General features: G+C 62.7%; 26 protein-coding genes and 2 tRNA genes. 19 read left to right on the forward strand and 9 right to left on the reverse strand.

Annotated elements, in window-relative coordinates:
• Nucleotides 1–60: 60 nt before the first annotated feature.
• Both gap and tkt read right to left on the reverse strand, forming a co-directional pair.
• Nucleotides 61–1,068 carry a type I glyceraldehyde-3-phosphate dehydrogenase gene (gap, locus tag E0473_RS03020; protein WP_137679360.1) on the reverse strand — a complete coding sequence of 336 codons (1,008 nt, stop codon included), beginning with the start codon at nucleotides 1,066–1,068 and terminating at the stop codon, nucleotides 61–63.
• Nucleotides 1,069–1,083: 15 nt separating this feature from the next.
• Complete coding sequence (gene tkt / locus E0473_RS03025) at nucleotides 1,084–3,081, reverse strand: transketolase (RefSeq protein WP_137679361.1); 1,998 nt, start codon at nucleotides 3,079–3,081, stop codon at nucleotides 1,084–1,086.
• 202 nt (nucleotides 3,082–3,283) lie between these two features.
• Between tkt and E0473_RS03030 the strand changes: the two genes are divergently transcribed.
• The 4 genes from E0473_RS03030 to E0473_RS03045 all read left to right on the forward strand — a co-directional run bounded on the left by E0473_RS03030 (nucleotide 3,284) and on the right by E0473_RS03045 (nucleotide 4,966).
• Nucleotides 3,284–3,541, forward strand: coding sequence for a hypothetical protein (locus E0473_RS03030; protein WP_137679362.1), 258 nt, complete (start codon nucleotides 3,284–3,286; stop codon nucleotides 3,539–3,541).
• Entirely contained in the window at nucleotides 3,538–3,843 is a 306-nt protein-coding gene (locus tag E0473_RS03035; protein ID WP_137679363.1) for a cell division protein ZapA, read from the forward strand. The genes E0473_RS03030 and E0473_RS03035 overlap by 4 nt, the downstream gene beginning before the upstream one ends.
• Before the next feature lie 323 nt (nucleotides 3,844–4,166).
• The gene (locus tag E0473_RS03040; RefSeq protein WP_137679364.1) at nucleotides 4,167–4,751 is read left to right on the forward strand and encodes a 5-formyltetrahydrofolate cyclo-ligase; all 585 of its coding nucleotides are present in this window, start codon (nucleotides 4,167–4,169) and stop codon (nucleotides 4,749–4,751) included.
• The gene (locus tag E0473_RS03045) at nucleotides 4,751–4,966 is read left to right on the forward strand and encodes a DUF2842 domain-containing protein (RefSeq protein ID WP_137679365.1); all 216 of its coding nucleotides are present in this window, start codon (nucleotides 4,751–4,753) and stop codon (nucleotides 4,964–4,966) included. The genes E0473_RS03040 and E0473_RS03045 overlap by 1 nt, the downstream gene beginning before the upstream one ends.
• 51 nt (nucleotides 4,967–5,017) lie before the next feature.
• On the opposite strand, the gene E0473_RS03050 is transcribed toward E0473_RS03045, so the two are convergent.
• The 4 genes from E0473_RS03050 to E0473_RS03065 all read right to left on the reverse strand — a co-directional run bounded on the left by E0473_RS03050 (nucleotide 5,018) and on the right by E0473_RS03065 (nucleotide 7,914).
• The gene (locus tag E0473_RS03050; RefSeq protein WP_206663412.1) at nucleotides 5,018–5,650 is read right to left on the reverse strand and encodes a hypothetical protein; all 633 of its coding nucleotides are present in this window, start codon (nucleotides 5,648–5,650) and stop codon (nucleotides 5,018–5,020) included.
• A 148-nt stretch (nucleotides 5,651–5,798) separates the two neighbouring features.
• Nucleotides 5,799–5,875, reverse strand: a tRNA-Asp gene (locus E0473_RS03055).
• A 98-nt stretch (nucleotides 5,876–5,973) separates the two neighbouring features.
• Nucleotides 5,974–6,900 carry a thymidylate synthase gene (gene thyA, locus E0473_RS03060; RefSeq protein ID WP_137679366.1) on the reverse strand — a complete coding sequence of 309 codons (927 nt, stop codon included), beginning with the start codon at nucleotides 6,898–6,900 and terminating at the stop codon, nucleotides 5,974–5,976.
• A gap of 15 nt (nucleotides 6,901–6,915) precedes the next feature.
• The gene (locus tag E0473_RS03065) at nucleotides 6,916–7,914 is read right to left on the reverse strand and encodes a GDP-mannose 4,6-dehydratase (protein WP_137679367.1); all 999 of its coding nucleotides are present in this window, start codon (nucleotides 7,912–7,914) and stop codon (nucleotides 6,916–6,918) included.
• A 239-nt stretch (nucleotides 7,915–8,153) separates the two neighbouring features.
• Between E0473_RS03065 and E0473_RS03070 the strand changes: the two genes are divergently transcribed.
• Nucleotides 8,154–8,230, forward strand: a tRNA-Pro gene (locus E0473_RS03070).
• Nucleotides 8,231–8,484: 254 nt separating this feature from the next.
• On the forward strand, nucleotides 8,485–9,177 hold the full coding sequence (locus tag E0473_RS03075; RefSeq protein WP_137679368.1) for a hypothetical protein: 693 nt from the start codon (nucleotides 8,485–8,487) through the stop codon (nucleotides 9,175–9,177).
• A 210-nt stretch (nucleotides 9,178–9,387) separates the two neighbouring features.
• Here E0473_RS03075 and E0473_RS03080 read toward each other — a convergent pair whose 3' ends face one another.
• A complete protein-coding gene (locus tag E0473_RS03080) occupies nucleotides 9,388–9,963 on the reverse strand; it encodes a TetR/AcrR family transcriptional regulator (protein ID WP_137679369.1) in 576 nt (191 codons plus the stop codon).
• 152 nt (nucleotides 9,964–10,115) lie between these two features.
• Between E0473_RS03080 and E0473_RS03085 the strand changes: the two genes are divergently transcribed.
• From E0473_RS03085 to E0473_RS03095, 3 genes are read left to right on the forward strand one after another with little or no spacing between them, the layout of a single operon-like run.
• Nucleotides 10,116–11,279: an efflux RND transporter periplasmic adaptor subunit gene (locus tag E0473_RS03085; RefSeq protein WP_137679370.1), complete on the forward strand. Its 1,164-nt coding sequence runs from the start codon at nucleotides 10,116–10,118 to the stop codon at nucleotides 11,277–11,279.
• Nucleotides 11,280–11,282: 3 nt separating this feature from the next.
• Nucleotides 11,283–14,471 carry a multidrug efflux RND transporter permease subunit gene (locus E0473_RS03090; RefSeq protein ID WP_137679371.1) on the forward strand — a complete coding sequence of 1,063 codons (3,189 nt, stop codon included), beginning with the start codon at nucleotides 11,283–11,285 and terminating at the stop codon, nucleotides 14,469–14,471.
• On the forward strand, nucleotides 14,468–15,892 hold the full coding sequence (locus E0473_RS03095) for an efflux transporter outer membrane subunit (RefSeq protein WP_137679372.1): 1,425 nt from the start codon (nucleotides 14,468–14,470) through the stop codon (nucleotides 15,890–15,892). The genes E0473_RS03090 and E0473_RS03095 overlap by 4 nt, the downstream gene beginning before the upstream one ends.
• Before the next feature lie 3 nt (nucleotides 15,893–15,895).
• Here E0473_RS03095 and E0473_RS03100 read toward each other — a convergent pair whose 3' ends face one another.
• Together E0473_RS03100 and E0473_RS03105 are read right to left on the reverse strand one after the other, a co-directional pair.
• Nucleotides 15,896–16,240, reverse strand: coding sequence for an ArsR/SmtB family transcription factor (locus E0473_RS03100; RefSeq protein ID WP_137679373.1), 345 nt, complete (start codon nucleotides 16,238–16,240; stop codon nucleotides 15,896–15,898).
• Entirely contained in the window at nucleotides 16,237–16,878 is a 642-nt protein-coding gene (locus E0473_RS03105; RefSeq protein WP_137679374.1) for a peroxiredoxin, read from the reverse strand. The genes E0473_RS03100 and E0473_RS03105 overlap by 4 nt, the downstream gene beginning before the upstream one ends.
• A gap of 78 nt (nucleotides 16,879–16,956) precedes the next feature.
• Here E0473_RS03105 and E0473_RS03110 point away from each other — a divergent pair, with 78 nt between their 5' ends.
• The 10 genes from E0473_RS03110 to E0473_RS03155 all read left to right on the forward strand — a co-directional run bounded on the left by E0473_RS03110 (nucleotide 16,957) and on the right by E0473_RS03155 (nucleotide 24,485).
• Complete coding sequence (locus tag E0473_RS03110; RefSeq protein ID WP_137679375.1) at nucleotides 16,957–17,889, forward strand: MBL fold metallo-hydrolase; 933 nt, start codon at nucleotides 16,957–16,959, stop codon at nucleotides 17,887–17,889.
• Complete coding sequence (locus tag E0473_RS03115) at nucleotides 17,889–18,320, forward strand: YeeE/YedE family protein (RefSeq protein ID WP_170308111.1); 432 nt, start codon at nucleotides 17,889–17,891, stop codon at nucleotides 18,318–18,320. Before E0473_RS03110 ends, E0473_RS03115 begins: the two co-directional genes overlap by 1 nt.
• Nucleotides 18,321–18,334: 14 nt before the next feature.
• Nucleotides 18,335–18,538 (forward strand): YgaP family membrane protein, encoded by a 204-nt coding sequence (locus E0473_RS03120; protein WP_137679377.1) that lies wholly within the window; start codon nucleotides 18,335–18,337, stop codon nucleotides 18,536–18,538.
• Nucleotides 18,523–18,954 carry a DUF6691 family protein gene (locus tag E0473_RS03125; protein WP_137679378.1) on the forward strand — a complete coding sequence of 144 codons (432 nt, stop codon included), beginning with the start codon at nucleotides 18,523–18,525 and terminating at the stop codon, nucleotides 18,952–18,954. The genes E0473_RS03120 and E0473_RS03125 overlap by 16 nt, the downstream gene beginning before the upstream one ends.
• Nucleotides 18,954–19,367, forward strand: coding sequence for a protein tyrosine phosphatase family protein (locus tag E0473_RS03130; RefSeq protein WP_137679379.1), 414 nt, complete (start codon nucleotides 18,954–18,956; stop codon nucleotides 19,365–19,367). The genes E0473_RS03125 and E0473_RS03130 overlap by 1 nt, the downstream gene beginning before the upstream one ends.
• Before the next feature lie 231 nt (nucleotides 19,368–19,598).
• The gene (locus E0473_RS03135) at nucleotides 19,599–21,053 is read left to right on the forward strand and encodes a cytochrome ubiquinol oxidase subunit I (protein ID WP_137679380.1); all 1,455 of its coding nucleotides are present in this window, start codon (nucleotides 19,599–19,601) and stop codon (nucleotides 21,051–21,053) included.
• Entirely contained in the window at nucleotides 21,043–22,050 is a 1,008-nt protein-coding gene (cydB, locus tag E0473_RS03140; protein WP_137679381.1) for a cytochrome d ubiquinol oxidase subunit II, read from the forward strand. Before E0473_RS03135 ends, cydB begins: the two co-directional genes overlap by 11 nt.
• Nucleotides 22,050–22,184, forward strand: coding sequence for a DUF2474 domain-containing protein (locus E0473_RS03145; RefSeq protein ID WP_137679382.1), 135 nt, complete (start codon nucleotides 22,050–22,052; stop codon nucleotides 22,182–22,184). The genes cydB and E0473_RS03145 overlap by 1 nt, the downstream gene beginning before the upstream one ends.
• Nucleotides 22,185–22,281: 97 nt before the next feature.
• The gene (purF, locus tag E0473_RS03150) at nucleotides 22,282–23,754 is read left to right on the forward strand and encodes an amidophosphoribosyltransferase (protein ID WP_137679383.1); all 1,473 of its coding nucleotides are present in this window, start codon (nucleotides 22,282–22,284) and stop codon (nucleotides 23,752–23,754) included.
• Nucleotides 23,754–24,485 carry an SDR family NAD(P)-dependent oxidoreductase gene (locus E0473_RS03155; protein ID WP_137679384.1) on the forward strand — a complete coding sequence of 244 codons (732 nt, stop codon included), beginning with the start codon at nucleotides 23,754–23,756 and terminating at the stop codon, nucleotides 24,483–24,485. The genes purF and E0473_RS03155 overlap by 1 nt, the downstream gene beginning before the upstream one ends.
• Nucleotides 24,486–24,520: the final 35 nt, after the last annotated feature.

Below are 24,520 nucleotides of genomic sequence, written 5' to 3' on the forward strand. Positions count from 1 at the left end.
TTGCAACTCTGTGCCGAAGAAAAGCAGTCCTTCGACAGGCTCAGGACGAGCGGGCGTTATTTACAGGAACTTCGCCATCACACCGGCGGTATCGATCATGCGGTTCGAGAAGCCCCATTCATTGTCGTACCAGCTCACCACGCGGGCAAGCTTGCCTTCCATCACCGAGGTTTCCAAGCTGTCGACGGTCGAGCTGGCCGGGTGATGGTTGAAGTCCGAGCTGACCAGCGGCTGATCCGTATAGTCGAGCACGCCCTTCATCGCGCCTTCGGCAGCAGCCTTCAGCGCTTCATTCAGTTCCTCGGCAGTGGTGTCGCGGCCCGGGGTGAAGACGAGATCGACGAGGCTGACGTTCGGCGTCGGCACGCGCACCGACGAGCCATCGAGCTTGCCCTTCAGCTCCGGCAGCACGAGGCCGACCGCACGGGCAGCGCCGGTGGTGGTCGGGATCATGTTCTGCGCACCGCCACGGGCACGGCGCAGATCCTTGTGGATCTGATCGAGCATACGCTGATCGTTGGTGTAGCTGTGGATCGTGGTCATGAAACCGCGCTCGATCCCGACGAGGTCGTTCAGCACCTTGGCAACCGGCGAGAGGCAGTTGGTGGTGCAGCTCGCATTCGAAACGATAATGTCGTCGGCGGTCAGCACATCGTGGTTCACGCCGTAAACGACGGTGGCCGAAACGCCCGTGGCCGGGGCCGAGATCAGCACACGCTTGGCGCCTGCATCGAGGTGCGGCTTGGCGGCATCGTGGCTCTGGAAGAAGCCCGTGCATTCCAGCACGATATCGATGCCCATGTCCTTGTGCGGAAGCTTACCCGGATCGCGCTCGGAGGTGACGGCGATGGACTTGCCGTTCACGACCAGCTTGTCGCCATCGACGGAAACGGTGCCGGGGAAACGGCCATGGGTGCTGTCGAAGCCGAACAGCAAAGCATTGGCATTGGTGTCCGACAAGTCGTTGATTGCAACCAGTTCGAGATCGTGATCGTCGCGCTCGAGAATGGCGCGCGCCACGAGGCGTCCGATACGTCCGAAACCGTTGATCGATACCTTAGTCGCCATGGTAAGAACTCCTGCTTATGCGTTCAATTTGTTGATGATCTGCGGGACGATCTTGTCCGCGCTGAAACCGAAGTGTTCAAACAGAGTGGCCGCCGGAGCCGACGCGCCGAAGCGATCGAGCCCGATGTTGAGACCATTACGCCCGGTAAAGCGCTCCCAGCCCTGCGTCACGCCTGCCTCGACCGAGACGATCAGCGCATCGGCGGGCAGCAGTTCGTCCTGATAGGCAGCGTCCTGCGCGCCGAACAGGTCGAGACACGGCGCGCTGACCACGTCGGCACCGATGCCCTGCTCTTCGAGCGCCTTGGCGGTGTCGAGCGCCACGGAAACTTCCGAACCGGTCGCGATCAGCACCACCTTGCGCGCAGCCTCGGCGCCCTTGAGGCGGTAAGCGCCCTTGGCCGAACGGTTGCTCTCCGGCGTCCACTCGGCATCGCCCTCGCCGCGCACCGGCGGCAGGTTTTGACGCGAGAGTGCCAGCACCGAGGGTGTGCCTGGCGTTTGCAGCGCGAGCGCCCAGCATTCGGCCGTCTCGATGGCGTCGGCGGGGCGGAACACGTTGAGGTTCGGGATCAGGCGCAGCGACATGACCTGCTCGACCGGCTGATGAGTCGGCCCGTCTTCGCCCAGGCCAATGCTGTCATGCGTCAGCACATAGACCACGCCGGCCTGCTGCAGCGCCGACAGACGGATCGCGTTGCGCGCATAGTCGGAGAAGATCAGGAAGGTGCCGCCATAGGGCACCACGCCGCCATGCAGGAACATGCCGTTCATCGCCGCGGCCATGCCGAACTCGCGAATGCCGTAATAAACGTAGCGCCCGGCGTAGTCTTCAGCGGTGAGCGGCGTGGTGGCCTTGGTCTTGGTGTTGTTCGAGCCGGTAAGGTCGGCCGAGCCGCCGATCAGCTGCTCGATCTTCTCCGTCAGCGGGCCGAGCGCCATTTCGCTGGCCTTGCGGCTGGCGACCTTGGGCGGCTCAGCAGCGAGCGCGCGGATATGCTCCTGCAAAGCCGGGGCAGCCTTGTCGTCAATGCTTGCGAGCTGCGCGACCAAGGCATCTTTCTCACCGCTCTGTGCGAGGCGATCTTCCCAGGCACGACGCGTCTCCGCGCCATGCGCACCCAGCTTGCGCCAGGCCGAAACGATTTCCTCAGGGATTACAAACGGCTCGTGCGGCCAGTTCAGCTCGACACGGGCGGCAGCGATCTCGTCAGCGCCGAGCGGCGAGCCATGAATGCCGGAAGTGCCCTGCTTGTTGGGAGCGCCCTTGCCGATCACGGTCTTGCAGGCGACGATCGACGGACGCGGATCGGCGGCAGCCTCGGCCAGCGCGCGCTTGATATCGGCCGGATCGTGGCCGTCGCAGCTGGTGGTGTGCCATCCGGTCGCCTGATAGCGGGCGAGCACGTCTTCCGAAGACGACAGGCCGACCTTGCCGTCGATGGTGACATTGTTGTCGTCCCACAGCACGTTGAGGTGGCCGAGCTTGAGGTGGCCGGCAAGACCGATCGCCTCGTGGTTGATGCCTTCCATCAGGCAGCCGTCGCCCGCCAGCACCCAAGTCTTGTGATCGATCACCTCGTTACCGAACTTGGCGTTAAGGTGCCGCTCGGCAATGGCCATGCCCACGCCCATGGCAAGGCCCTGCCCCAGCGGGCCGGTCGTGCATTCTACGCCGTCGATCAGGAAGTTCTCCGGATGGCCAGCGCAGGGGCTGCCGAGTTGGCGGAAGTTCTTGATGTCTTCCAGCGTCGGCGATTCGTAACCGGTAAGATAAAGCAGCGAATAGATCAGCATCGAGCCGTGGCCCGCCGACAGCACGAAGCGGTCGCGGTCGGGCCAGGCCGGATCGGCCGGATCGTATTTCAGGAAGTCGGAATAGAGCACGGTCGCGACGTCGGCCATGCCCATCGGCATCCCCGGATGACCAATATTGGCGGCCTCGACCGCGTCCATCGACAGCGCGCGGATGGCATTGGCCATATCCGTGAAGCTGACTTCCTTTTCGCTCATTCGCTAGTTCCCCGGTTGGTTCTGGCCGTAAGGTATAAGGTGGCCGAATCGGATGGCGGCTGTGTGAGCAGACACAGGCCCCTCGTCAAGCGCAGGAGGGCCAGCGATCGACCGCAAGTGCTGGCGCGGCACAGTCCGATTATTCACACATTTGCGCAGGCTACCTTTGCCTGCCGCAGGAATTGGCCGCTATATAGAGTTAATGCAAGGAGATCGCATCGCGCGGGCCAAAGCCCGGATCGAGGCCGCAGCTGCCCGGATCGAGGCTGCTGCGGGGGCATTGGCAGGCGCTCGGCAAACGTCAGGCGATCCGGAGCTTGAGGCGCGCTACAACGCGTTGCGCGCAGAGGCCGAGGAAGCGCTGGCAGGGCTCGACATGCTGATTACGCGTCTGGACCCGGATACCTACGATCAATCCACCAGCGATGATGCCTCTGCGGCGGTGAGGAACGATCAATGAGCAACGTGACAATCGCTATCGCGGGTCGGCAATACACCGTCGCCTGCGACGCCGGGGAGGAAGCCCATGTGGAGCGACTCGGCGCGCTGATCGACGGCAAGATTGCCGGCATGGGCAACACCACCGGCCAGCCTGAAGCGCGCACCTTACTCTATGCCGCGCTGCTGCTCGCGGACGAGGCGCAGGAAGCGACGGAACGTGCACGCGCCGCCGAAGAAGCCCAGGCGCAAGATTACGAAGCGACCGCTGCGCGGCTCGAAGCGCTTGCCGGACAGCTTGAGAATGCCGGGCAACATTCCTAAATAGGTTTTGGCGGGACTGTCCGGCACGAGCCCATGAACATCCCTGAGGCTATAAGCAATCCAAGGGAGCTGTCCCTACTGGAACCCTGGTTCCGGATATACGGCGCCCACCTGACGTGAAGGCGTCAGAGGATTTCGCGGCAAACGACCCATGATGGTTCCGCCACTCGATCTACCTCCTCCAGCGGAAGATATCCAGAAACCGCTCGCCCTGAGCTTGTCGAAGGGCCGCTTTTTCTTCATGCGCTAGGAGCAAGAGCAAGGACGATCCTTCGACAAACTCAGGATGAGCGGACAAAGGTAATAATGCGGGTGCCCCTTTTGTGACGAATATAGCCGAACAGAAAGCCGCGCTGCGCAAAGAGCTGCGTAAGGCCCGCCGGGACCATGCCGCCGCGCTTCCGCGCGAAGTCTCCGCGCTGGTTTTCGCGCGTCCGCCTGCCCCTGTGCTAGACATGGTGCCTGAGGGCGCGACCATCGGACTTTACCGTGCCGATACGGGCGAGGCGCCGGCTGGCGGCTACATCCGGTTCTTCCACGAGCGCGGCCATCCAATCGCCCTCCCCCGCGTAACCACGCTGGACGCGCCGATGACATTCCACACCCACACCGACCCATATGAGGAAAGTGATCTCATCGCCGGGCCGCTCGGCCTGCGCCAGCCCGCGGAGGATGCGCCTGTGGTCGTGCCAGAGGTGCTTTTCATGCCGCTGGTAGGCTTCACCGCCGATGGCGACCGGCTCGGCCAAGGCGGCGGCTTCTACGACCGCTGGCTGGCTGCGCACCCGGACACTACGGCCATCGGCATGGCCTGGGACATCCAGCGCGTCGATAATCTGCCCGTGGAGGACCACGACATGCCGCTGAAGGCCATCGTCACCTCCACCCGCATCTACGGGCCGTTCTGATGCGCACAGAGCCGACCTGGCGCATCCCCGTGGGGGTTATCGGCCTGACCATTGCCATCGGGCTCTACTGCCTGGTGGTGGCACGCTATGTGCCGGAGCTGATTGGTAGCTGGAATGCGCTGCTGCAAACGCCTGTTTATATCGTGCTCGGGCTAGTGTGGCTGCTGCCGCTCAAGCGCTTCCTGATCTGGATGGAAACCGGGCGCTGGGGCTGAGAGGCCGCGATCTGCGGCGTAGCAGAGGTCAGCGGCAACTCGCCCCAACCGCTATAGGTGGGCTTCCAATGTTTTGGACAATTGACGCCGAAGATGACGTTGGTTGATTTGCTCGGTTGCGAGGCTAAGCGGCAGGATTTTGGGCACGCCTCCACTGCTTAGCTCGATCTTGAAGTTGCGAACCGCGCCGACTGGCAAGTCCCGCCAGCCATGAAAGGCGACGACAGTCAGCTCGATCCGATCTACGTCGGTAACCTGGACGTGGCCCTCATCATTGGCATCCAGCATCCGCCGAATGATGTCGTCAAAATGGCCGATGTTCATATATTCGCCGGTGTTTAGACTTCCCTGGGCCATGCTCGAACGCGGGTCGCTGCCGAGATCCTCCGGCTGCTCCTGAAGGTCGGTGAGCGGCAATTCTATCTCCCGCTCACCAATGTGCAGCTTACCGATCAGGCTTGTGACGTAAATCGGCAGACTGCTCATATTGGTGATCAGGCAGCGGCTTCGGATACCTTTCCCCGCTGCACGGGTAATCAGGATGGAAGACCGCCTTGTTGCGCGGTACTGGACCAGAATGAGCTGCAAGTAGGTCGCCCAGACGACGAGCATAAGCAGGCTCAGCAGAATGCTGATCACCTGGCTGTTATCGGCGAGCCATTGCCATAAGCCTAGATCGGACATGATGAACAAACCTCGCATTCTCACCTGTCGTTCCGCGCTTCAGCGCAGGTCACGCATTGCACCCGCTCTCGGCCAGCCTTGAGCGCAACGCAAAAAGGGCGACCCGAAGGTCGCCCTCATAGCCCTTCTTGCGAAGGAAAGTCCCAAGTGGCGCGAGTGACGGGACTCGAACCCGCGACCCTCGGCGTGACAGGCCGATACTCTAACCAACTGAGCTACACCCGCGCATTTTGCGGCGGCAGCGCCTCTTGGGAAGCGCGCCTCTAAGCCAGCTATCCGGGGCTGTCAACGCACATTTCCAGACTTTTTGCAGACCCTTGAAATTACACCGCGACAGGCGCGGTCAGACGGCCCTGCGGCACATAGTCGCGAACCTCGAAATCCTCGATTCGGTAATCGAAGATAGATTCGGGACGGCGCAGGATCGCCAGCTTCGGCTCGCCCTCGGGCTTACGCGCCAGCTGCGCGTCGATCAGTTCCTCGTGGTTGAGATACAGATGTGTATCCCCGCCGGTCCAGACCAGTTCACCCGGCTCCAGACCCGCCTGCTGCGCCACCATCCGTGCGAGCAGCGCCGCGCCGAACAGGTTGAACGGCAGGCCCAGCGCCACGTCGCAGCTGCGCTGGTAAAGCTGGCAATTGAGCCGCGTGCCCCCTGCCCCGACGTGGAACTGATAGGTCTTGTGGCACGGCGGCAGCGCCATCTCATCAAGCTCGGCAACGTTCCAGCCCTCGATGATATGGCGGCGGCCGCCTGGGTTGGTCTTCAGCCCCTCGACAAGCTGCGCCACCTGATTGATGCCCTGCCCTGCGCGATAGGTACCATCGCCTTGGGCGTCGTAGGTCGGCCAGTCGACCCATTGCTTGCCATAGACCGGCCCCAGATCGCCCCATTCGGCCGCAAACTCGGCGTCATCCACGATCCGCGCCTCGAACGCCTCCTGCGAGACCTGGTCGCCCGTGGCCTTGCGGTATTTCGCCAAGGGCCAGTCGGTCCAGATCCTCACCTTCTGCTTGAGCAGTGGGCGGATATTGGTCTCGCCAGTAAGGAACCACAGCATCTCGCGCGCCGCGGCCTTCCAGAACACCCGCTTGGTTGTCAGGAGTGGAACGCGCTCATCACCGAGGTCGAACCGCAATTGCGGGCCGAATACCGAACGCGTGCCGATGCCAGTGCGGTCGATCCGCTCGTCGCCCTCGGTCCAGATGCGGCGCATAAGATCGAGATATTGCTGCTCGGGGTGGCTCATCGCACGTTCCTCGCGTCAGATCTTGTGATAGTTGCGGAACCACTGCACGAAGGCTGGCACGCCGGCCTCGATGCTGGTCGTCGGTTCGTAGCCGAGATCGCCCCGGATGGCGTCGATATCGGCAAAGGTCCGCTCGACATCGCCCTTTTGCATCGGCTGCATGTCGATCTCGGCCTTGCGCCCGCAGGCATCCTCCAACAGGCCGATCACCTTCATAAGATGCTCGCTACGGTGGTTGCCGATGTTGTAAAGCGCATGGGGCTTCACGCTGCCGCCAGCCTTAGCCTCGCCATTATCGAAAGGCGGATTGTCGAGGCTGGCCACCACGCCGGTCACGATATCGTCGATAAAGGTGAAGTCGCGGAACATCTCGCCGTGATTGAACACAGGAATCGGCTCGCCCGCGAGGATTTTGCGGGTGAAGATCCACATCATCATGTCAGGCCTGCCCCAGGGACCATAGACCGTAAAGAAACGCAGCCCGGTAAGCGGCAAACGGTAAAGATGGGCGTAGGTCTCGCTCATCAGCTCGTCGGCCTTCTTGGTGGCGGCATAGAGGCTGAGCGGATGATCGACCCGGTCCTCCACCGCGAAGGGAAGCTTGTCGTTCCCGCCATAGACCGACGATGAGCTTGCGTAGACCATATGCTCAAGCTGGCGATGACGGGCAATTTCCAGCATGTTGAGATGCCCGACCAGGTTCGACTGAGCATAGGCGCGCGGATTCTCGATCGAATAGCGCACCCCTGCCTGTGCCCCCAGATGCACAACACGGTCGAAATGTTCGCCTTCGAGAGCGCGTTCGAGCTGGTCGTGATCGGCAAAGTCGAGCGTAAGGCACTTGGCGCGGCCCTCGCCTGCGGCCAACCAACGATCGCGCCGGTCGAACTTGAGCGAGGCCTGATAGTAGTCGTTGAAGTTATCGACGCCAATCACCTCATCGCCGCGTGCAAGCAGGCGCATGGCCAGTTCGGCCCCGATAAAGCCAGCCGCGCCCGTGATCAAAACCCGCATGATCGCTCCTGAAATAACGCCTCTGCGATACGGACAAGCCGAATGTCGCGGGCGATGCCTGTGCCGAGAACTCCTTGCGCCGGATAGGGGTACGAATGCAAGCGACCTCCCCGAACCCGTGTGAGAATGAGCCGGCGACACAGTTATCGGCCTATTTCGCAACAAAGCCCTTGCGTGCTGCGAGCGCCCTGCATATAGGCGCGCTCCTGCCTTACAGCACAACGTCTGTTGGCTCCGGTCGGGGAGTAGCTCAGCCTGGTAGAGCACTGTCTTCGGGAGGCAGGGGCCGGAGGTTCGAATCCTCTCTCCCCGACCATTTTACGTCTTAGCTAACAATGCGCTCTGAATTCCATTCAGGAGCTCCCGCGTGGGGCAGATAGGCTCCGTTCTGCGCTGCTGGCGCCGCCGGACTCGGCCAAGCCGATCACCCAAGAGGCGGCACTACGTGAGAAGATTGCAAACAACACCACGCCAGCGATGCGGAAGGCACGAGTCGAAGCGACAACCAGTCCTTGCGTATCTGCGCGTTTGCTGCTCTCAATCTGGCCATTCCTGATGTGGGGTGCGGAAGTGAGCATTTTCAAGACAATCAAGCGATCAAAACAAGATAAGAGCGATCGCGCCGACGCCTTTCACTTTCTACATATCGGAAAGGCAGCTGGATCGCAGATAAAACGCTTGGCCAAACAGCACTCTGATAAGATCGTTGTGCACAAACACGATGTATACCTCAAGGATATACCCCGTGATGCGCCATATTTCTTTTCGATCCGAGACCCGATCAGCCGTTTTTACTCTGGCTTTTATTCTCGAAAGCGCAAGGGTCAGCCTGTTTATGATGTGCCCTGGTCTGACTTTGAGAAGGTGGCGTTTCGCGATTTTCCACACGCCAACGACTTGGCAGAAGCCTTGTTCGATCCAAGCGACAGGGGCACCGCCGCTACCCAAGCGATGATCTCTATCCGACACACCGGCCAGAATCTGGTTAACTGGTTCTTTCTACAAGGCAACCTGCTCGAGGTGCGCCCCCCGATGTGGATCATCAGGCAGGAGCGGTTCGATGAGGACTATGATCGTTTTCTAAAAATCGCTCAGTTAGAAAAGCCTAGTGATGAGCCAGCCAGCCGTCTTCATGCCAACAATTACGATGAAGCCCCTCCACTTTCTGAAAAGGCAAAGCGCAATCTTCGGCAATGGTTTACTCAGGATTATGCGTTTTACAGACTATGCGAGACCTGGCTTGAGGCGAATACCGAAGGATAATTGAGGCTTACGTTTCGGTTCTGAACTGACAATTCTCTAGAACGTCACCTTAAGGTAGCAGCAGCGATCCAAGCGGAGATCGCAAAAAAGTGGGCTCACCCTGGCTTTCGACCGCTGGCCGACCACCCCGCTCCGCACCGCCTCGCCCGTGCAGTTCTTGGTCACAGCGCCATAGCAGACAGCCGGGGAGCTGACAGCCGCACCGCTCCCTCAGTCCGAGCCTTCCAGCCCGATAGTGCGCAGGAACAGCCCGAACTCGGCCTCGACCTGCTCCTTGGTGCGTTTGTGGAACATCTCGAACCGCGCCACGGCGGTGTATATGTCGAACGAGATCATCGAGAAAAACATCCTTGCCAGGACCTCGGGATCGTCGTCGGGCGTAACCTTCCCAGCGGCCTGAAGCTTGGCGAAAATTTCCGCCATTTCGGCAATCGCGCGCTCCAGATGTTCGCCGCGGAACTGTTGCGAGAACGTCTCGTCGCGGATCGATTGCGCCACCATGGCGCGCACAAGCCGGATATTCTCCTCGCTCAAAGCCTTCGCCCGCAGCCGCATCAGAATCTCGCGCAGCATCTGCGCTGACGGCAACCGCTGATCGCGCACTTCGGCGATCACCGCGCGCGCCTGATCAGGGCGCCGGTGCAGCACCTGCGCCAGCAAGCCCTCCTTGGTTTCGAACAACTTATAGAGCGTCGCCAACGAGCCGCCGGACCGCGCGACGATTGCGCTCAGCGTGGTATCGTCAAACCCCTGTTCGCCAAACAGCTGCTCAGCTGCATCAAGCATTGCCACGCGGCGCGCCTGGAGCCTTTGGTCCTGCAAATGCTTGCTCCGATCCACTCCGAACACCTTTCAGCATAAAAAAATCTATCATGCACCGCTTGAATGTGTAAGAGGCAATACACAATTTTGCGCCGCACAATAGAACGGATTCCCTCATGCGTGCCTTTAATATCGTGATTCCCTTGCTTCTTCTGTCCTCTTGCGGGGGCGAAGCGGAACAGGCTGCCCCGCCGCCGCTTCCGGTCGAGGCGGTCACGATTACCGGCGAACGGATTCCCAATGTGCTCGAATTGCCCGGCCGCGTAACGGCTGTGCGCAAGTCGGAGGTTCGCGCCCGCGTCACCGGCATTCTCGAAACGCAGCTCCTCGAAGACGGCAGCTACGTGCGCGAAGGCCAGCCGCTGTTCCGGATCGATCCGCGCGAGCTGCGCGCCAGCCTCGCGCAGACGCAGGCCAGCCTGCAACGCGCCGAGGCAACCGCCGCCAACGCCCGCGCGGTGGTTGAACGGTATCGCCCGCTGGTGGAGGAAAACGCCATCAGCCGGCAGGAATTCGATGCCGCCGTTGCCACCTCTCGCGCCGCCGATGCCGACGTGGCGCAGATTCGCGCGCAGGTGCAGGCGGCTTCGCTCCAGCTTGGCTACACCACGGTGCGCGCGCCCATATCGGGCCGCGCGGGTCGCGCGCAGGTGACCGAAGGCGCACTCGTCAGCGCCACCGAGGCGACCTTGCTGACCACCATCGAACAGATCGATCAGGTCTATGTGGTGTTCTCGAACTCGGCGCAGGAAGTGCTCTCTATCCGCCGTTCGATCTCCGATGGCTCGCTCACGCTGTCCGATAGTGGCAGCATACCGGTCACTCTCACTCTGCCCGACGGGTCGGAATATCCGATCCCCGGCACGATCGACTTTCTCGACCAGTCGGTCAACGAAGCCACCGGCACGGTGGAGCTGCGCGCCCGCTTCGCCAATCCGGAAGGCATCTTGCTGCCCGGCCAGTTCGTGCGCGTGCGGGTGGAGGCAGGCTATTATAGCGACGGAATTGCCGTGCCGCAGGTGGCTGTTAGCATGACCGAGACGGGTGGCACCGTGTTCGTGATCGACAAGGAAGGCACGGCTCAGCTGCGGCAGATCACGCTCGGCGCGATGTTCGACGACAAGTGGATCGTCAAGGATGGCCTCAAGGCCGGTGACCGGGTGATAACGAACAATATCCAGAAGCTGCGAGCGGGCGCTCCGGTGACGGTCCCCTCCGATTCCCCAAGGCCTGCTGCCTCTTCCAAGGCGGCGGCTCCGGCTGCATCGCGGGCGAACTGATCCATGGCCGATTTCTTCATCAGGCGGCCCATCTTCTCATGGGTGCTCGCAATCGGCATCCTGCTGTCGGGCGTGCTCGCTCTGCGCTCGCTCGCTATCGAGCAATATCCTGACATCGCCCCGCCCTCGCTGACGGTTAGCGCGGTCTACACCGGGGCGGATGCCGCCACGGTCGAGCAGAACGTTACTCAGATCCTGGAACAGGAAATCAACGGGATCGAGGGCCTGCAATATATGTCGGCCACCAGTTCATCGAACGGGTCCGCCAGCATCAATGTCACCTTCGCGCCGGGCACCGACATCGATATTGCCCAAACGCAGGTGCAGAACCGGCTGAGCAGCGTCGAATCGCGGCTGCCCGCGCAGGTCCGCCAGATCGGCGTGAGCGTGCGGCAGGCCAGCAACAGCTTCATGCTCGTGGTCGCGCTGAGTTCGAAAAGCGGCGAGACCGGATCGCTCGAACTCGGCAACCTTGCTTCGAGTTATATCGTCGACGAACTGCGCCGCGTGCCCGGTGTGGGTGACATCACCCAGTTCGGCTCGTCCTATGCCATGCGCATCTGGCTCGACCCGCAGAAGCTCGCGTCCTACGGCCTCGCTCCGAGCGATGTGACGGCCGCCATTCAGGAGCAGAACGCGCAGGTCGGCGCCGGCGCCATCGGCGACCAGCCCTTCACCGACGGGCAGAAGATCACCGCCTCGATCGTGACCGACGACCGCCTCTCGACGGTGGAAGAGTTCGAGCAGATCATCCTGCGCACCGAAACTGGCGGCAACACAGTGCGGCTTGCCGATGTCGCCCGCGTGGAGCTGGGCGCCCAGACCTACGCCAGCGATTTCGCGCTGAGCGGCGCACCGGCGGCAGGCCTGGCTGTCCAGCTCGCCACCGGCGCCAATGCGCTAGATACCGCCGCTGCGGTCAAGCAACGGGTAAAGGAGCTGGAAGAGACGCTGCCCGACGATGTCGCGGCGACGATTCCTTACGACACCACGCCCTTCATCGAACTCTCGGTAGAAGAAGTTATCGTCACGCTGGTCGAAGCGATGGTGCTTGTCTTCCTCGTGATGTTCATATTCCTGCAGAACTGGCGCGCGACCATCATCCCTGCGCTTGTCGTTCCTATCGCGCTGGCAGGCGCATGCCTTGGCCTGTGGTTGTTCGGCTTCACGATCAACGTGCTGACGCTGTTCGGCATGGTGCTGGCGATCGGTATTCTGGTCGACGATGCCATCGTGGTGATCGAAAACGTCGAGCGGATCATGTCCGAAGAAGGCCTGCCGCCCTTGCAGGCCACGCAGAAGGCCATGAAAGAAATTACCGGTGCGATCATCGGTATCACGCTGGTGCTGATCGCGGTGTTCGTACCCATGGCCTTCTTCGGCGGCTCCGTGGGCGGAATCTACCGCCAGTTCTCGGTGACGCTGGCCTCGTCGATCTTCTTCTCCGCCGTGCTCGCCCTCACGCTGACACCGGCCCTGTGCGCGACCTTCCTCAAGCCGGTCCACCGCAAGGATCGCGAGAGCGATGCCGAGGCACCGACGACGCGTTTCGGCAAAGTGAAAGCCAAGGTCGACGGCTTCTTCGACGGGTTCAACACCTGGTTCTCGCGCATGACGGGCCGCTACGGCCGCACAAACGACAAGATTCTGTCGAAGCCGTTTCGCGCGCTGATGGCCTTCGTGCTTATCTGTGCCGTGACTGCCTTTCTCTATCTGCGCCTGCCCACCGCCTTCCTGCCCCAGGAAGACCAGGGCGACGTCGTGACGGTGGTGCAAACTCCGCCGGGCGCCACGGCCGCGCGCACGCAAGAGGTGCTTGACGAGCTGCAGGCTTATTGGGACGAGCAGCCCGAAGTCGCGACGGTCATCACGGCGAAGGGGTTCAGCTTCTTTGGCAGCGGCCAGAACAACGCGATGATGTTCGTTCGTCTGAAGGACTGGTCCGAACGCACGGCACCTGAAAACAGCGCTTCGGCTCTTGCCGGGCGGACGATGCAGCGCTTTGCCGGAATACCTGACGCAACGGTATTCGTGATCCAGCGGCCTGCGATCCAGTCGCTCGGCAACGCCAGCGGCTTCACGATGAAGATCGAGGACCGCGCCGGACTTGGCCGCGACCAGCTCGAGGCAGCGCGCAACCAGCTGCTCGGCGCAGCGATGCAAAGCGACGTCGTCACCGGCGTCCGGCCCGAGGAACAGGCCGACAATCCGCAACTGGAAGTGAGCGTCGATCGCGTGCAGGCTCGCGCCCAAGGGCTGTCAATCAATGCGGTGAACTCGGCGCTCGCGGTCAACTTCGGGTCGTTCTACGTCAACGACTTCCCGCGCGATGGCCGCATCCAGCGCGTGATCGTGCAAGCCGATGCCGACTATCGCATGACGCCGGAAGACATCCTTGCGCTGCGCGTGCCCAACGCCAATGGCGGACTGGTCCCGTTCAGCAGCTTTGCGCAGGTCAAGTGGAGCGCCGGGCCGCCAAGCCTTGCCCGCTACAACGGCTATCCTGCGATGACGATTTCGGGGCAGGCCGCACCGGGTCGCTCGTCCGGTGCTGCGCTGGCCGAAATGGAGCAGCTCGCCAAGAGCCTGCCCGCGGGCATGAGCTATGAATGGACCGGGCTCAGCTTCGAAGAGAAGCAGAGCGCGGGCCAGGTCGGTATCCTGCTGGGTCTGTCGCTGCTAGTGGTGTTCCTGCTGCTAGCCGCGCTTTACGAAAGCTGGGCCGTGCCCTTTGCCGTGTTGCTGATCATTCCGGCAGGCGTGCTGGGATCGGTGTTGTTCTCGATGCTGCGCGGTTTCTCAGCGGACGTCTATTTCAACGTGGGCCTCATCACGATCATCGGCCTTGCCGCGAAAAACGCGATCCTGATCGTCGAATTCGCCATCGAGCGCGAGGAGCAGGGCAAATCCGTCGTGGAGGCGGTCGAGGAAGCGGCAAGGCTGCGCCTGCGGCCGATCCTGATGACCTCGCTGGCCTTTATCGCCGGCATGGTGCCGCTGGTGATCGCCTCGGGCGCTGGTGCTGCCAGCCGCGCCGCAGTGGGCACCGGCGTGATGGGCGGGATGATCGCGGCGACGGCCATCGGCATCTTCCTCATCCCCGTTCTCTACCTGTTGGTGCGCAAGCACCTCAGCCGTCATCAACCGGCGGTGGCAGGCGCGCCCGTCACGTCAGAGGAGACCTCGCAATGACGCGCCGCCTGATCACCTTCGCCCTCTTGGGCACCGCGCTCACGGGTTGCGTAAATCTCGCGCCCGACCATGTGCGCCCCGATCTCGCCACGGCGAGCGACACCGCGTGGGACGCAGACCTGCGGCCCGATGGGACGCTGGTTGCCAGCACGCTGGCCTGGCAGGACTACTTCGTCGACCCGCGTCTGCAGACGCTGATCGCGTCGGGCCTTGCCAACAATCGCGATCTGGTCGCTGCCACCGCGCGAATCGACCAGGCCCGCGCGCAGTATCGCATTCAGGATTCCGAACGGCTCCCCAATCTCAATGCCAACGGCTCCGTGGCCAGAAGCCGCTCGCAGGTGCCGGATGCACAGGGCGGCAGGACTGCCGTCGAGGCAACGAATTATCAGCTCGGCGTGGCGGTGCCCGCTTTCGAGCTGGATTTCTGGGGCCGCGTGGCAAACCTCAGCGAAGCCGCACGGGCGCGTTATCTGGCGACCGAGGCAGCTCAGAGAGCGTTCTATCTTTCGCTGATCGGCAATATTGCCAGCACCTACTTCGAGATCGCCGAAACCGATCAGCAGATCGCATTGGCCGAAGCCACCGCCGAAAGCCGCCGCGATGCGCTGCGGATCGAGCAACTGCGGCTGGAGGCAGGCGTCGAATCCGGCCTGCCTAGCGAGCAGGCGCGCTCGCTGCTGACAACTGCCGAACAGCAACTCGCCAGCGAACGGCAAACGGCCGCCACTCTGCGCAACCGATTGCGCGTGCTGGTGGGCGGGCGCATTCCCGGCGATCTTCCCGAGGGGCGCGAACTGACCGAACAGGTCAACGCCGCACGGCTCAGCGCCGGTCTGCCTTCGGACCTGTTGCTGGCACGGCCCGATATCGTCCAAGCCGAGCAGGAACTGCGCGCCGCGCGGGCGAACATCGGCGCGGCGCGCGCCGCTTTCTTTCCCTCGATCAGCCTCACCGGCAATGCCGGCTACGCCTCGACCGATCTTTCCGGCCTGTTCGATTCGTCTGGTTTCGGCTGGTCATTCGGGCCGAGCATCAGCCTGCCGATATTCGACAATGGCGGACGCGAGGCTAACCTTGACCTCGCCAAGGCGACCGAAGTCGAAGAGGTCGCGAACTACGACAAGGCGGTGCAGACCGCGTTCCAGGAGGTGGCCGATGCCTTGGCCGGTCGCCGCTGGATTGCCGAACAGATCGCCGCGCAGGAGCGCAACATCGCGGCGCTGGAGCAGATCGCCCATATCGCACGGCTGCGTTATCGTGAGGGCGTGGCGGAATATCTCGAGGTTCTCGATGCCGAGCGCAGCCTGTTCTCGGCCCGCCAGACGCTGCTCTCGACCGAGCGTGCGGCCGACCAGAACGCGGCCAGTCTCTATATCGCGCTTGGCGGCGGGATGCTGGCCGGCGCTGAGGAAAACTGAGGCTCAGGCGAGCCGCGCGAAATTCGCTGCGCCGGGTGACGGGGTTGGCGTGCGCGTGGCAGCCGCCTCATCATCTTTGACGCAAATCTTGGTCAGGCATTCCAGAATCTGCCGGAAGGCTGCACGCTCCACACCGTAAAACACCATCTTGCCCTCGCGCCGGGTGGTAACGAGTCCGGCTTGCCGCAGGATCGCCAGTTGCTGCGAGAGGCTCGGCTGGCCGATACTGCCGATCTCCTCGATCTCGCCGACATTGCGTTCTCCCTCGCACAGGATCTTGAGGATTTTCAAACGCACCGGGTGGGCCACCGCCTTCAGTTCCTCGACTGGAAGCTCTTCTTCGGTCATTGCGCGCCCCCTTTCAGGAACCAGTCGCTCGGCTCGGCGGCGGCGAACACCTCGTCGAGCGACACGCTGGCCGGGTTGAGCAAGGCATCGCCCGGTTGCCAATCGGCCGGAGCGAGCTGCTTTTCACCCGCCGCCTGCAAGGCATCTAGCGTGCGCAGCATCTCGGGGATCGAACGACCGACATTGGCCGGATAGCAGGTCATGGCGCGGATCGTGCCGGTCGGGTCGATGAAGAAGGTGGTGCGCACCGTACCGCTGTCGGCATCCTCCTTGCCGACCATGCCATAGGCGCGGGCGATCACCATGGTCGGGTCTTCGATAATCGGGAAGCGCACTTCCACCCCGGTCCGGTCGCGGATCATCCGCAACCAGGCGAAATGCGAGAACAGGCTGTCGACCGAGAGCGCCATCAGCGCGCAATCGCGCTTGGCAAAGTCGTGCGCCCCGCGCGCCAGGGCGACGAATTCGGTGGTGCAGACCGGGGTAAAGTCCGCCGGGTGCGAAAACAGGATCAGCCAGTTTTGCCGAAAGTCGGCCAGGCGCACCGGGCCTGCCGTGCTGCGGGCGGTGAAGTCGGGCGCGAGGTCGCCAATGCGCAAACCCGAGTATGGGCCATTCGAAAGCTGATCGTCGTTCATTGACACTTCCTATCACTTGACAGGCTAAAGGCAATACATATACATAATATGTGTATCTTACTAAGTGAGGAGCTGGTCATGGAGAACGCCGATCAGGCCCTTATCGCCGCCACCAGGCAGGTAGAAGCCGTGCTCGCAGGCAAGGCCCCGCGCCCCGAAGTCGCGAGCTTTTTCGATGAGGTTACCAACACCGCAAGCCATGTCGTGTGGGATGTGGAAACGCGGGAGTCAGCCATTATCGACTCGGTGCTAGACTTCGATCCCGCCTCGGGCCGAACCAAGGTCGAAGCGGCAGACCAGCTGATCGCCTTCGTGAAAAAGCACGATCTCACCGTCACCTGGCTGCTCGAAACGCACGCCCATGCCGACCACCTTTCGGCAGCGCCCTATCTCAAGGAAAAGCTTGGCGGAACGGTCGCCATCGGCGAACATATCGTCACCGTGCAGGGCGTGTTCGGCAGGCTGTTCAATGCTGGCAGCGAATTCCAGCGCGACGGATCGGACTTCGACCAATTGTTTGCCGATGGCGATACGTTCCAGATCGGTAAGTTACCCGTTACCGTTATGCATGTGCCGGGCCACACGCCCGCCTGCATCGCCTATGTGATGGGCGACGCGGCCTTCGTCGGCGACACCATGTTCATGCCTGACTACGGCACCGCCCGGGCAGACTTCCCCGGCGGCGATGCGCGCCAGCTGTTCCGCAGCCTACGCCGCATTCTCGAACTGCCCGAGGCGACGCGCCTGTTCATGTGTCACGACTATCAGCCACCCGAGCGCGACTACTACGTCTGGGAAACCACCGTGGGGGCCGAGCGAAAAGACAATATTCATGCCAATGACGGCGTGAGCGAAGACGAATTCGTGGAGATGCGCGAATCGCGCGATGCCACGCTCGACATGCCGCGCCTGATCCTGCCCTCGGTGCAGGTAAACATGCGCGCCGGCCACATGCCGCCCGCGGAAGACAACGGGGTTACCTACCTCAAGATTCCGCTGAACGCCGTCTGATGTTGCCCGGCTTCCCTCATGCCGAGCCGCTTGCCGGACTTGCTGGCGGCGTGCTGATCGGGCTCGCGGCGGCGGTGCTGCTGCTGGGGTCCGGTCGGATTGCCGGTATCTCGGGCATTTTCGCTCGCGCCACCGGAGTCGCCAACAGCTCGCTCCCGCGTGTGGCCGCCTGGGCCTTCGTGCTCGGGCTGCCGCTGGGCGCGCAGGTGGTGATGGCGCTAAACGGCCCGCTCACGCCAAGCTTCCTGTCGCTTCGTTGGGTCGCCGTTGCCGGCCTTGTGGTTGGCATTGGCACCCGGCTCGGCTCAGGCTGCACTAGCGGCCACGGTGTTTGCGGACTGTCGCGCCTGTCGCCGCGCTCGATCGTGGCGACGCTCACCTTCATGGCCACTGGCATCGCCACGGTGGCGATCATGAATGTCCTGATCTGACAAGGGGGATGACAATGTCAAAGAACATGGGATCGCTCGACAAGACCCAGCGCCTGATCGTCGCCGTGGTGCTTGCAGGCCTTGCGGTCAGCGGAACGATCACCGATGGGCTCGCCATTGGCGCCTGTGTGATCGCCGCCATCTTCGTTGTGACGAGCCTCGTCTCAATCTGCCCGCTTTATGGTCTGCTGGGAATGAACACATGCGGCAAAAAGTAACCTCCGAGGCGCTCGTGGCGCTGCTTTCGGGCGTGCTGTTCGGCGCGGGGCTCGCGCTGGGCGGCATGACCGACCCGGCCCGCGTGCGGGGGTTCCTCGACCTGTTCGGCACCTGGGACCCGACGCTCGCGTTCGTGATGGGCGGCGCGGTGCTGGTGATGGCCATCGCCTGGCTGATCCAGCCGCGCATGATCCACCCATTGTTTGCTGACGTGTTCACCCTGCCCGGCGTACGCGACATCACCCCGCGCCTCGTGATCGGGGCCGGATTGTTCGGCGTGGGTTGGGGTCTGGCTGGCCTGTGCCCTGGTCCGGGCATCGCAGCGCTGGTAATCGAACCCGTTTCTGCGGCAGTGTTCGTCGCGACCATGCTCATCGGCATGGTTCTGGTTCGCCTGTTCGAAAAGGACGCATAATGGATATTCGCCCCGTCTCCGATAACGTCGCCGTTGCCCCGCAGATCGAGCCCGAGGATATGGCCGAACTGGCCAAGCAGGGCTTCGTCGCCGTGATCTGCAACCGCCCCGATGGCGAAGAGCCGGGCCAGCCCGATGTCGCGACCATGCGCGCCGCGGCAGAGGCGGCAGGACTTGCCTATCACCACATCCCGATTGCAAGCGGCCAGTTCACCCGGCCCGCTGTGGAAGCCTATGCCGCCGTGCGCCGGGGAACACCGGGCAAGGTGCTGGCCTACTGCCGCTCGGGCACGCGCTGCGTGACGCTGGAGACGCTGGCCAACCCCGATGGCCTTCCCGTCGACGAACGGATCGGCAACGCCGCCAATGCCGGCTACGACCTCTCGCCGATCGCCGCGCAACTTCAGGACTGACGGACCATCGAGCTTGTTGGCGCGGCTGTTTCCAACCCTGCAATGGGGCCGCGCTTACACAGAGCTGCCGCGCCATAGGCATTTCGGAGAACAAACTTTCTATCGCTGGCGAAAGGCGCGAGCGATCACCCCTCATTCAAATAATCACTTACCGTAAGCGAACGTCCCATTGTTTCACTGGGACGAAAGGCCTAGGCCGCATCCAGCTCTCACTCACAAAAGGTGAGCCACATGTTCGATAGCCTAGACGCGCTTCTCCTCGCGCGCATCCAGTTTGCCTTTACGGTGAGCTTTCACTTCATCTTCCCCGCTTTCTCGATTGGGCTGGCGAGCTATCTCGCAGTGCTCGAAGGGCTGTGGCTGAAGACCGGCAGGCACGTCTATCTCGATCTGTTCAAGTACTGGCTGAAGATCTTCGCCATCGCGTTTGCCATGGGCGTCGTCTCAGGCATCGTGATGTCCTACCAGTTCGGCACCAACTGGTCGGTGTTCTCCGACAAGGCGGGGCCGGTGATCGGGCCGCTGATGGCCTACGAGGTGCTCACCGCCTTCTTCCTTGAGGCTGGCTTCCTTGGCGTGATGCTTTTCGGCATGAACAAGGTGGGCAAGAAGCTCCACTTCCTCGCCACGCTGATGGTGGCCGGAGGCACCTTCGTCTCGGCGTTCTGGATCCTGTCGGTGAACTCGTGGATGCACACACCTACCGGTTTCGAGATGGGCGCGAATGGCCAATTCCTGCCGGGTGAGAGCTGGATCGATATTATCTTCAATCCGAGCTTTCCCTATCGCTTGGCCCACACAGTGATCGCAGCCTATCTCACCACCGCCTTCGTGGTCGGCGGGGTGGGTGCATGGCACCTGCTTAAAGACAGGACTAACGAGCACGCGCGCAAAATGTTTTCGATGGCGATGTGGATGGCTGCGCTGGTCGCCCCGGTGCAGATTTTCGTCGGCGATCAGCACGGTCTCAACACGCTGGAGCATCAGCCGGCGAAGGTGATGGCGATGGAGGGGCACTACGAGAGCCACCCCGATGGGGCACCGTTCTACCTGTTCGGCATTCCCAACGACACCACGCAAACCCTCGACTACGCCATCGGCATTCCGAAGGCTTCGAGCCTGATCCTCAAACACAGCCTCGATGCGCCGCTCGCCGGTCTCGACACCGTGCCCGATGATGAACAGCCGCCGGTTTTCCCGGTGTTCTGGGCTTTCCGCATCATGGTCGCAATCGGCACCGGCATGATGCTGCTCGGCTTCTGGAGCCTGTTCGCGCGCTGGCGCGGCAAGCTCTATGAATGGCCGCTGCTGCACCGCGCCGCCATCGTGATGGGGCCGACCGGCTTCGTAGCGGTAATCGCCGGGTGGATCACCACTGAGGTCGGCCGCCAGCCCTATACCGTCTATGGGCTGCTGCGCACCGCGCAATCGGCGAGCCCACTCGATGCGCCGGCAGTTGCTGCCAGTCTGCTCGCCTTTGTACTGGTCTATTTTGCCGTGTTCGGCTTTGGCGTGTGGTACATTCTAAAGCTGATGCAGAAGCCGCCGCATACGGGTGAAAAGGGTGTGAAGAGCACCGCGAAGGGGCCGGTGAGAACGGCTGGCATTACGCCGGGGCCAACGCAAAACCCCAACGACCCTACCGCCCTGCCCGAAGATCACGAGGAGGCGACCGATGGCCGTTAATGTCGATCTCACCACCGTATGGGCCTTCATCATCGCCTTCGGCGTGTTTGCATACGTGGTGATGGACGGCTTCGATCTGGGCATCGGCGTGCTCTTCCCCACCTTCACGCCGGGGCCGGAACGCGACCGCGCAATAAACTCCATCGCGCCTGTCTGGGATGGTAACGAGACCTGGCTGGTGCTCGGCGGTGGCGGCTTGTTTGCAGCCTTCCCGCTTGCCTATGCAGTGATCCTGCCCGCAACCTATCCGCTGATTATCGCGATGCTCCTGGGCCTCGTGTTCCGCGGCGTGGCTTTCGAATACCGCTGGCGCGATCCTGCCCACCGCGCCTTTTGGGACAAGGCTTTCACCGGTGGGTCGCTGGTTGCAGCGATGAGCCAAGGCATGACGCTGGGCGCGATTCTGCAGGGCATCAAGGTGGTCGACCGCGCCTATGCCGGAAGCTGGTTCGACTGGTTTACGCCCTACACGCTGCTGACCGGGCTGGGTGTGGTGGCAGGCTATGCGCTTTTGGGCAGCACCTGGCTGATTTGGAAGCTCGATGGCCCGGCGCAGGCCCATGCCCGCAAGCTTGCCATCGCCGCCGGCGCGGCAACGCTTATCCTGATGGCGGGGGTGAGCCTCTATAACGTCGCGCTCAATGCCGAATATGCCGAAAGGTGGCTGACCGCGCCGGAGATCTATTATGCAGCCCCGGTTCCGATCCTGACGATGATCGTCGCCATTTCTCTGCTGCGAGCGATCCTCAAGGCGCACCACTCCAAGCCGTTCTGGCTTTCAATCGCGCTGTTCTTCTTCGGCATGGCGGGCCTCGGCTTCACGATCTGGCCCAACGTGGTTCCGCCGGGAATCACGATCTGGGACGCCGCCGCGCCCGAGCGCAGCCAGGTCTTCATGCTGGTGGGTGTTGCGATCACCATGCCGCTGATCATCGCCTACACCGGCTGGGCCTACTGGGTGTTCCGCGGCAAGGTGGCCGATGAAGGCTACCACTGATGGCGCCGGAGGAAATCCCTGCCGACCGCGCCCCCTTGTGGCGGCGACTCGCCTGGCTGGCCGCGATCTGGGCGAGCAGCGTGGCCCTGCTGGGCGCGGTCGCCTATTGCCTGCGGCTCTGGATTGCGCCTTAGGGCCTTTCGCTTGTGCACCAAAACCCCGCCGCGCCCCTTGTAATCCTCCCGTAATATCGCCATTGGGAGGGCGCCCGCAGCTACCCCCACGGACCCCATGATCACGACGCATCCTTTCTACGACGCGGACGGCGACAAATTGCGCGAAGAATGCGGCGTGTTTGGCGTTATCGGCGCTGCCGATGCCGCTGCCGCCACCGCGCTCGGCCTCCACGCCCTACAACATCGCGGCCAGGAGGCCGTCGGTATCAGCGCCTTCGACGGCACGGAAATCTACACCCGGCGCGGCCTCGGGCACGTCGCCGAGAACTTCTCTACCGAAGAATCGCTGGCCGAGCTGCCCGGCCACATGGCCGTTGGCCACGTGCGCTATTCCACCACCGGCGGATCGGGCCTGCGCAACGTGCAGCCGCTCTACGCCGATCTTGCCAGCGGCGGCTTTGCCGTGGCGCACAACGGCAATATTTCCAACGCGATGCGGCTGAAGAAAGACCTGGTCAAGAACGGAGCGATCTTTCAGTCGACTTCCGATACCGAGGTGATCATTCACCTCGTCGCCACCAGCCGCTATCACACCATGCTCGATAAGCTGGTCGACGCGCTGCGCATGGTCGAAGGTGCCTATGCGCTGATCGTGATGACCCCGCGCGGCATGGCCGCCTGCCGCGACCCGCTGGGCATCCGCCCGCTGGTGATGGGCAAGCTGGGCGATGCCACGGTCTTCGCCAGCGAAACGGTCGCGCTCGATGTGGTCGGCGCCGAGTTCGTGCGCCAGGTCGAGCCGGGCGAGCTGATCGAGGTCGATCACGATGGCTCGGTCCGCTCGCACCGCCCTTTCGGCAACAACCCGGCGCGCCCCTGCATCTTCGAGCATGTCTACTTCAGCCGTCCCGATTCGGTGTTCAACGAACGCTCGGTCTACGAGAGCCGCCGTAGCATCGGCATGGAGCTGGCCAAGGAATCGCCGTGCGAGGCCGACATCGTCGTGCCGGTCCCCGATAGCGGCGTTCCCGCTGCCATCGGCTATTCGCAGCAGTCGGGCATCCCGTTCGAGTTGGGGATCATCCGTTCGCACTATGTCGGGCGCACCTTCATCCAGCCGTCGGACGGCGCGCGCCACGCCAGCGTGAAGCGCAAGCACAACGCCAACCGGGCGCTGGTGGAAGGCAAGTCCATCGTGCTGATCGACGATTCGATCGTGCGCGGCACCACCAGCCTCAAGATCGTGCAGATGATGCGCGATGCGGGCGCGAAGGAAGTGCACTTCCGCGTCGCCAGCCCGCCCACCGGCTATGGCTGCTACTACGGCGTCGACACGCCCGAACGCTCGAAGCTGCTGGCAGGCCGGATGGATATCGAGGCCATGTGCAAGCACATCCAGGCCGACAGCCTCGCCTTCGTCTCGATTGACGGGCTCTACCGCGCCGTGGGCCTGCCCGGACGGGACAAGGCGTGCCCGCAATATTGTGATGCCTGTTTCACCGGCGAGTACCCCACCGGCCTCACCGATCTGGAAGCCCGCAACGGTGAATCGGCACAACTGACGCTTCCCGTCGGAAAGGTCGCCTGATGGCAGACAACAACTCTCCCCGCTCGCTCGAAGGCAAGATCGCACTCGTCACCGGCTCCTCGCGCGGGATCGGCGCGGCCACGGCGAAGGCGCTCGCCGCCGAAGGTGCGCATGTGGTGATCACCGGCCGCAAGGTCACTGACCTTGAGGCGGTGGAAGATGCGATCCATTCCGCCGGCGGCGCCGCCACCATCGCACCAATGGATCTCACCGAGAGCGACTCCATCGCCCGCCTCGCCGAAGCGGTGGCGCAGCGGTGGGACAAGCTCGACGTTCTCGTTATCAATGCGGCGACCCTGCCCACGCTTACGCCCGTCACGCAGATCGACCGCAAGCAATTGAACCAGGCGCTCACGCTGAATGTGCTGGCAACGCAGGCGCTGCTGTCGGCTTTCGATCCGCTGCTTAAGCGGAGCGACGCAGGCCGTGTCATCGGCGTGACCAGCTCGGTCGGGGCCGAGCCGCGTGCCTTCTGGGGTGCCTATGGCGCGACCAAGGCCGCCTTCGACAACCTGCTGATGTGCCATGGTCAGGAAATCGCCCGCATCTCCGAAACGCGGGTGGCGCTGCTCGATCCGGGTGCCACGCGCACCGCGATGCGCGCCCGTGCCTACCCAGGTGAAGATCCCGAGTCGGTGAAGCCGCCCGAAGCGGTCGGAACCTTCATCGCAAATATGTTGCGTGAAGATTTCCCCAATTTGCACCGGATACGAGCGTCAACAGAGGCTTAACCCCCTTTGGTAACACTCATGTAACTGCATAGCCG

The organism is Aurantiacibacter suaedae, assembly GCF_005434915.1.
Lineage (GTDB): Bacteria > Pseudomonadota > Alphaproteobacteria > Sphingomonadales > Sphingomonadaceae > Alteraurantiacibacter > Alteraurantiacibacter suaedae.

Coding starts and splice junctions, on each gene's coding strand:
- gap (WP_137679360.1), bottom strand. CDS start 1,068: ATGGCGACTAAGGTATCGATCAACGGTTTCGGACGTATCGGACGCCTC.
- tkt (WP_137679361.1), bottom strand. CDS start 3,081: ATGAGCGAAAAGGAAGTCAGCTTCACGGATATGGCCAATGCCATCCGC.
- E0473_RS03030 (WP_137679362.1), top strand. CDS start 3,284: ATGCAAGGAGATCGCATCGCGCGGGCCAAAGCCCGGATCGAGGCCGCA.
- E0473_RS03035 (WP_137679363.1), top strand. CDS start 3,538: ATGAGCAACGTGACAATCGCTATCGCGGGTCGGCAATACACCGTCGCC.
- E0473_RS03045 (WP_137679365.1), top strand. CDS start 4,751: ATGCGCACAGAGCCGACCTGGCGCATCCCCGTGGGGGTTATCGGCCTG.
- E0473_RS03050 (WP_206663412.1), bottom strand. CDS start 5,650: ATGTCCGATCTAGGCTTATGGCAATGGCTCGCCGATAACAGCCAGGTG.
- thyA (WP_137679366.1), bottom strand. CDS start 6,900: ATGAGCCACCCCGAGCAGCAATATCTCGATCTTATGCGCCGCATCTGG.
- E0473_RS03065 (WP_137679367.1), bottom strand. CDS start 7,914: ATGCGGGTTTTGATCACGGGCGCGGCTGGCTTTATCGGGGCCGAACTG.
- E0473_RS03080 (WP_137679369.1), bottom strand. CDS start 9,963: ATGCTTGATGCAGCTGAGCAGCTGTTTGGCGAACAGGGGTTTGACGAT.
- E0473_RS03085 (WP_137679370.1), top strand. CDS start 10,116: ATGCGTGCCTTTAATATCGTGATTCCCTTGCTTCTTCTGTCCTCTTGC.
- E0473_RS03090 (WP_137679371.1), top strand. CDS start 11,283: ATGGCCGATTTCTTCATCAGGCGGCCCATCTTCTCATGGGTGCTCGCA.
- E0473_RS03095 (WP_137679372.1), top strand. CDS start 14,468: ATGACGCGCCGCCTGATCACCTTCGCCCTCTTGGGCACCGCGCTCACG.
- E0473_RS03100 (WP_137679373.1), bottom strand. CDS start 16,240: ATGACCGAAGAAGAGCTTCCAGTCGAGGAACTGAAGGCGGTGGCCCAC.
- E0473_RS03105 (WP_137679374.1), bottom strand. CDS start 16,878: ATGAACGACGATCAGCTTTCGAATGGCCCATACTCGGGTTTGCGCATT.
- E0473_RS03110 (WP_137679375.1), top strand. CDS start 16,957: ATGGAGAACGCCGATCAGGCCCTTATCGCCGCCACCAGGCAGGTAGAA.
- E0473_RS03115 (WP_170308111.1), top strand. CDS start 17,889: ATGTTGCCCGGCTTCCCTCATGCCGAGCCGCTTGCCGGACTTGCTGGC.
- E0473_RS03120 (WP_137679377.1), top strand. CDS start 18,335: ATGTCAAAGAACATGGGATCGCTCGACAAGACCCAGCGCCTGATCGTC.
- E0473_RS03125 (WP_137679378.1), top strand. CDS start 18,523: ATGCGGCAAAAAGTAACCTCCGAGGCGCTCGTGGCGCTGCTTTCGGGC.
- E0473_RS03130 (WP_137679379.1), top strand. CDS start 18,954: ATGGATATTCGCCCCGTCTCCGATAACGTCGCCGTTGCCCCGCAGATC.
- E0473_RS03135 (WP_137679380.1), top strand. CDS start 19,599: ATGTTCGATAGCCTAGACGCGCTTCTCCTCGCGCGCATCCAGTTTGCC.
- cydB (WP_137679381.1), top strand. CDS start 21,043: ATGGCCGTTAATGTCGATCTCACCACCGTATGGGCCTTCATCATCGCC.
- E0473_RS03145 (WP_137679382.1), top strand. CDS start 22,050: ATGGCGCCGGAGGAAATCCCTGCCGACCGCGCCCCCTTGTGGCGGCGA.
- purF (WP_137679383.1), top strand. CDS start 22,282: ATGATCACGACGCATCCTTTCTACGACGCGGACGGCGACAAATTGCGC.
- E0473_RS03155 (WP_137679384.1), top strand. CDS start 23,754: ATGGCAGACAACAACTCTCCCCGCTCGCTCGAAGGCAAGATCGCACTC.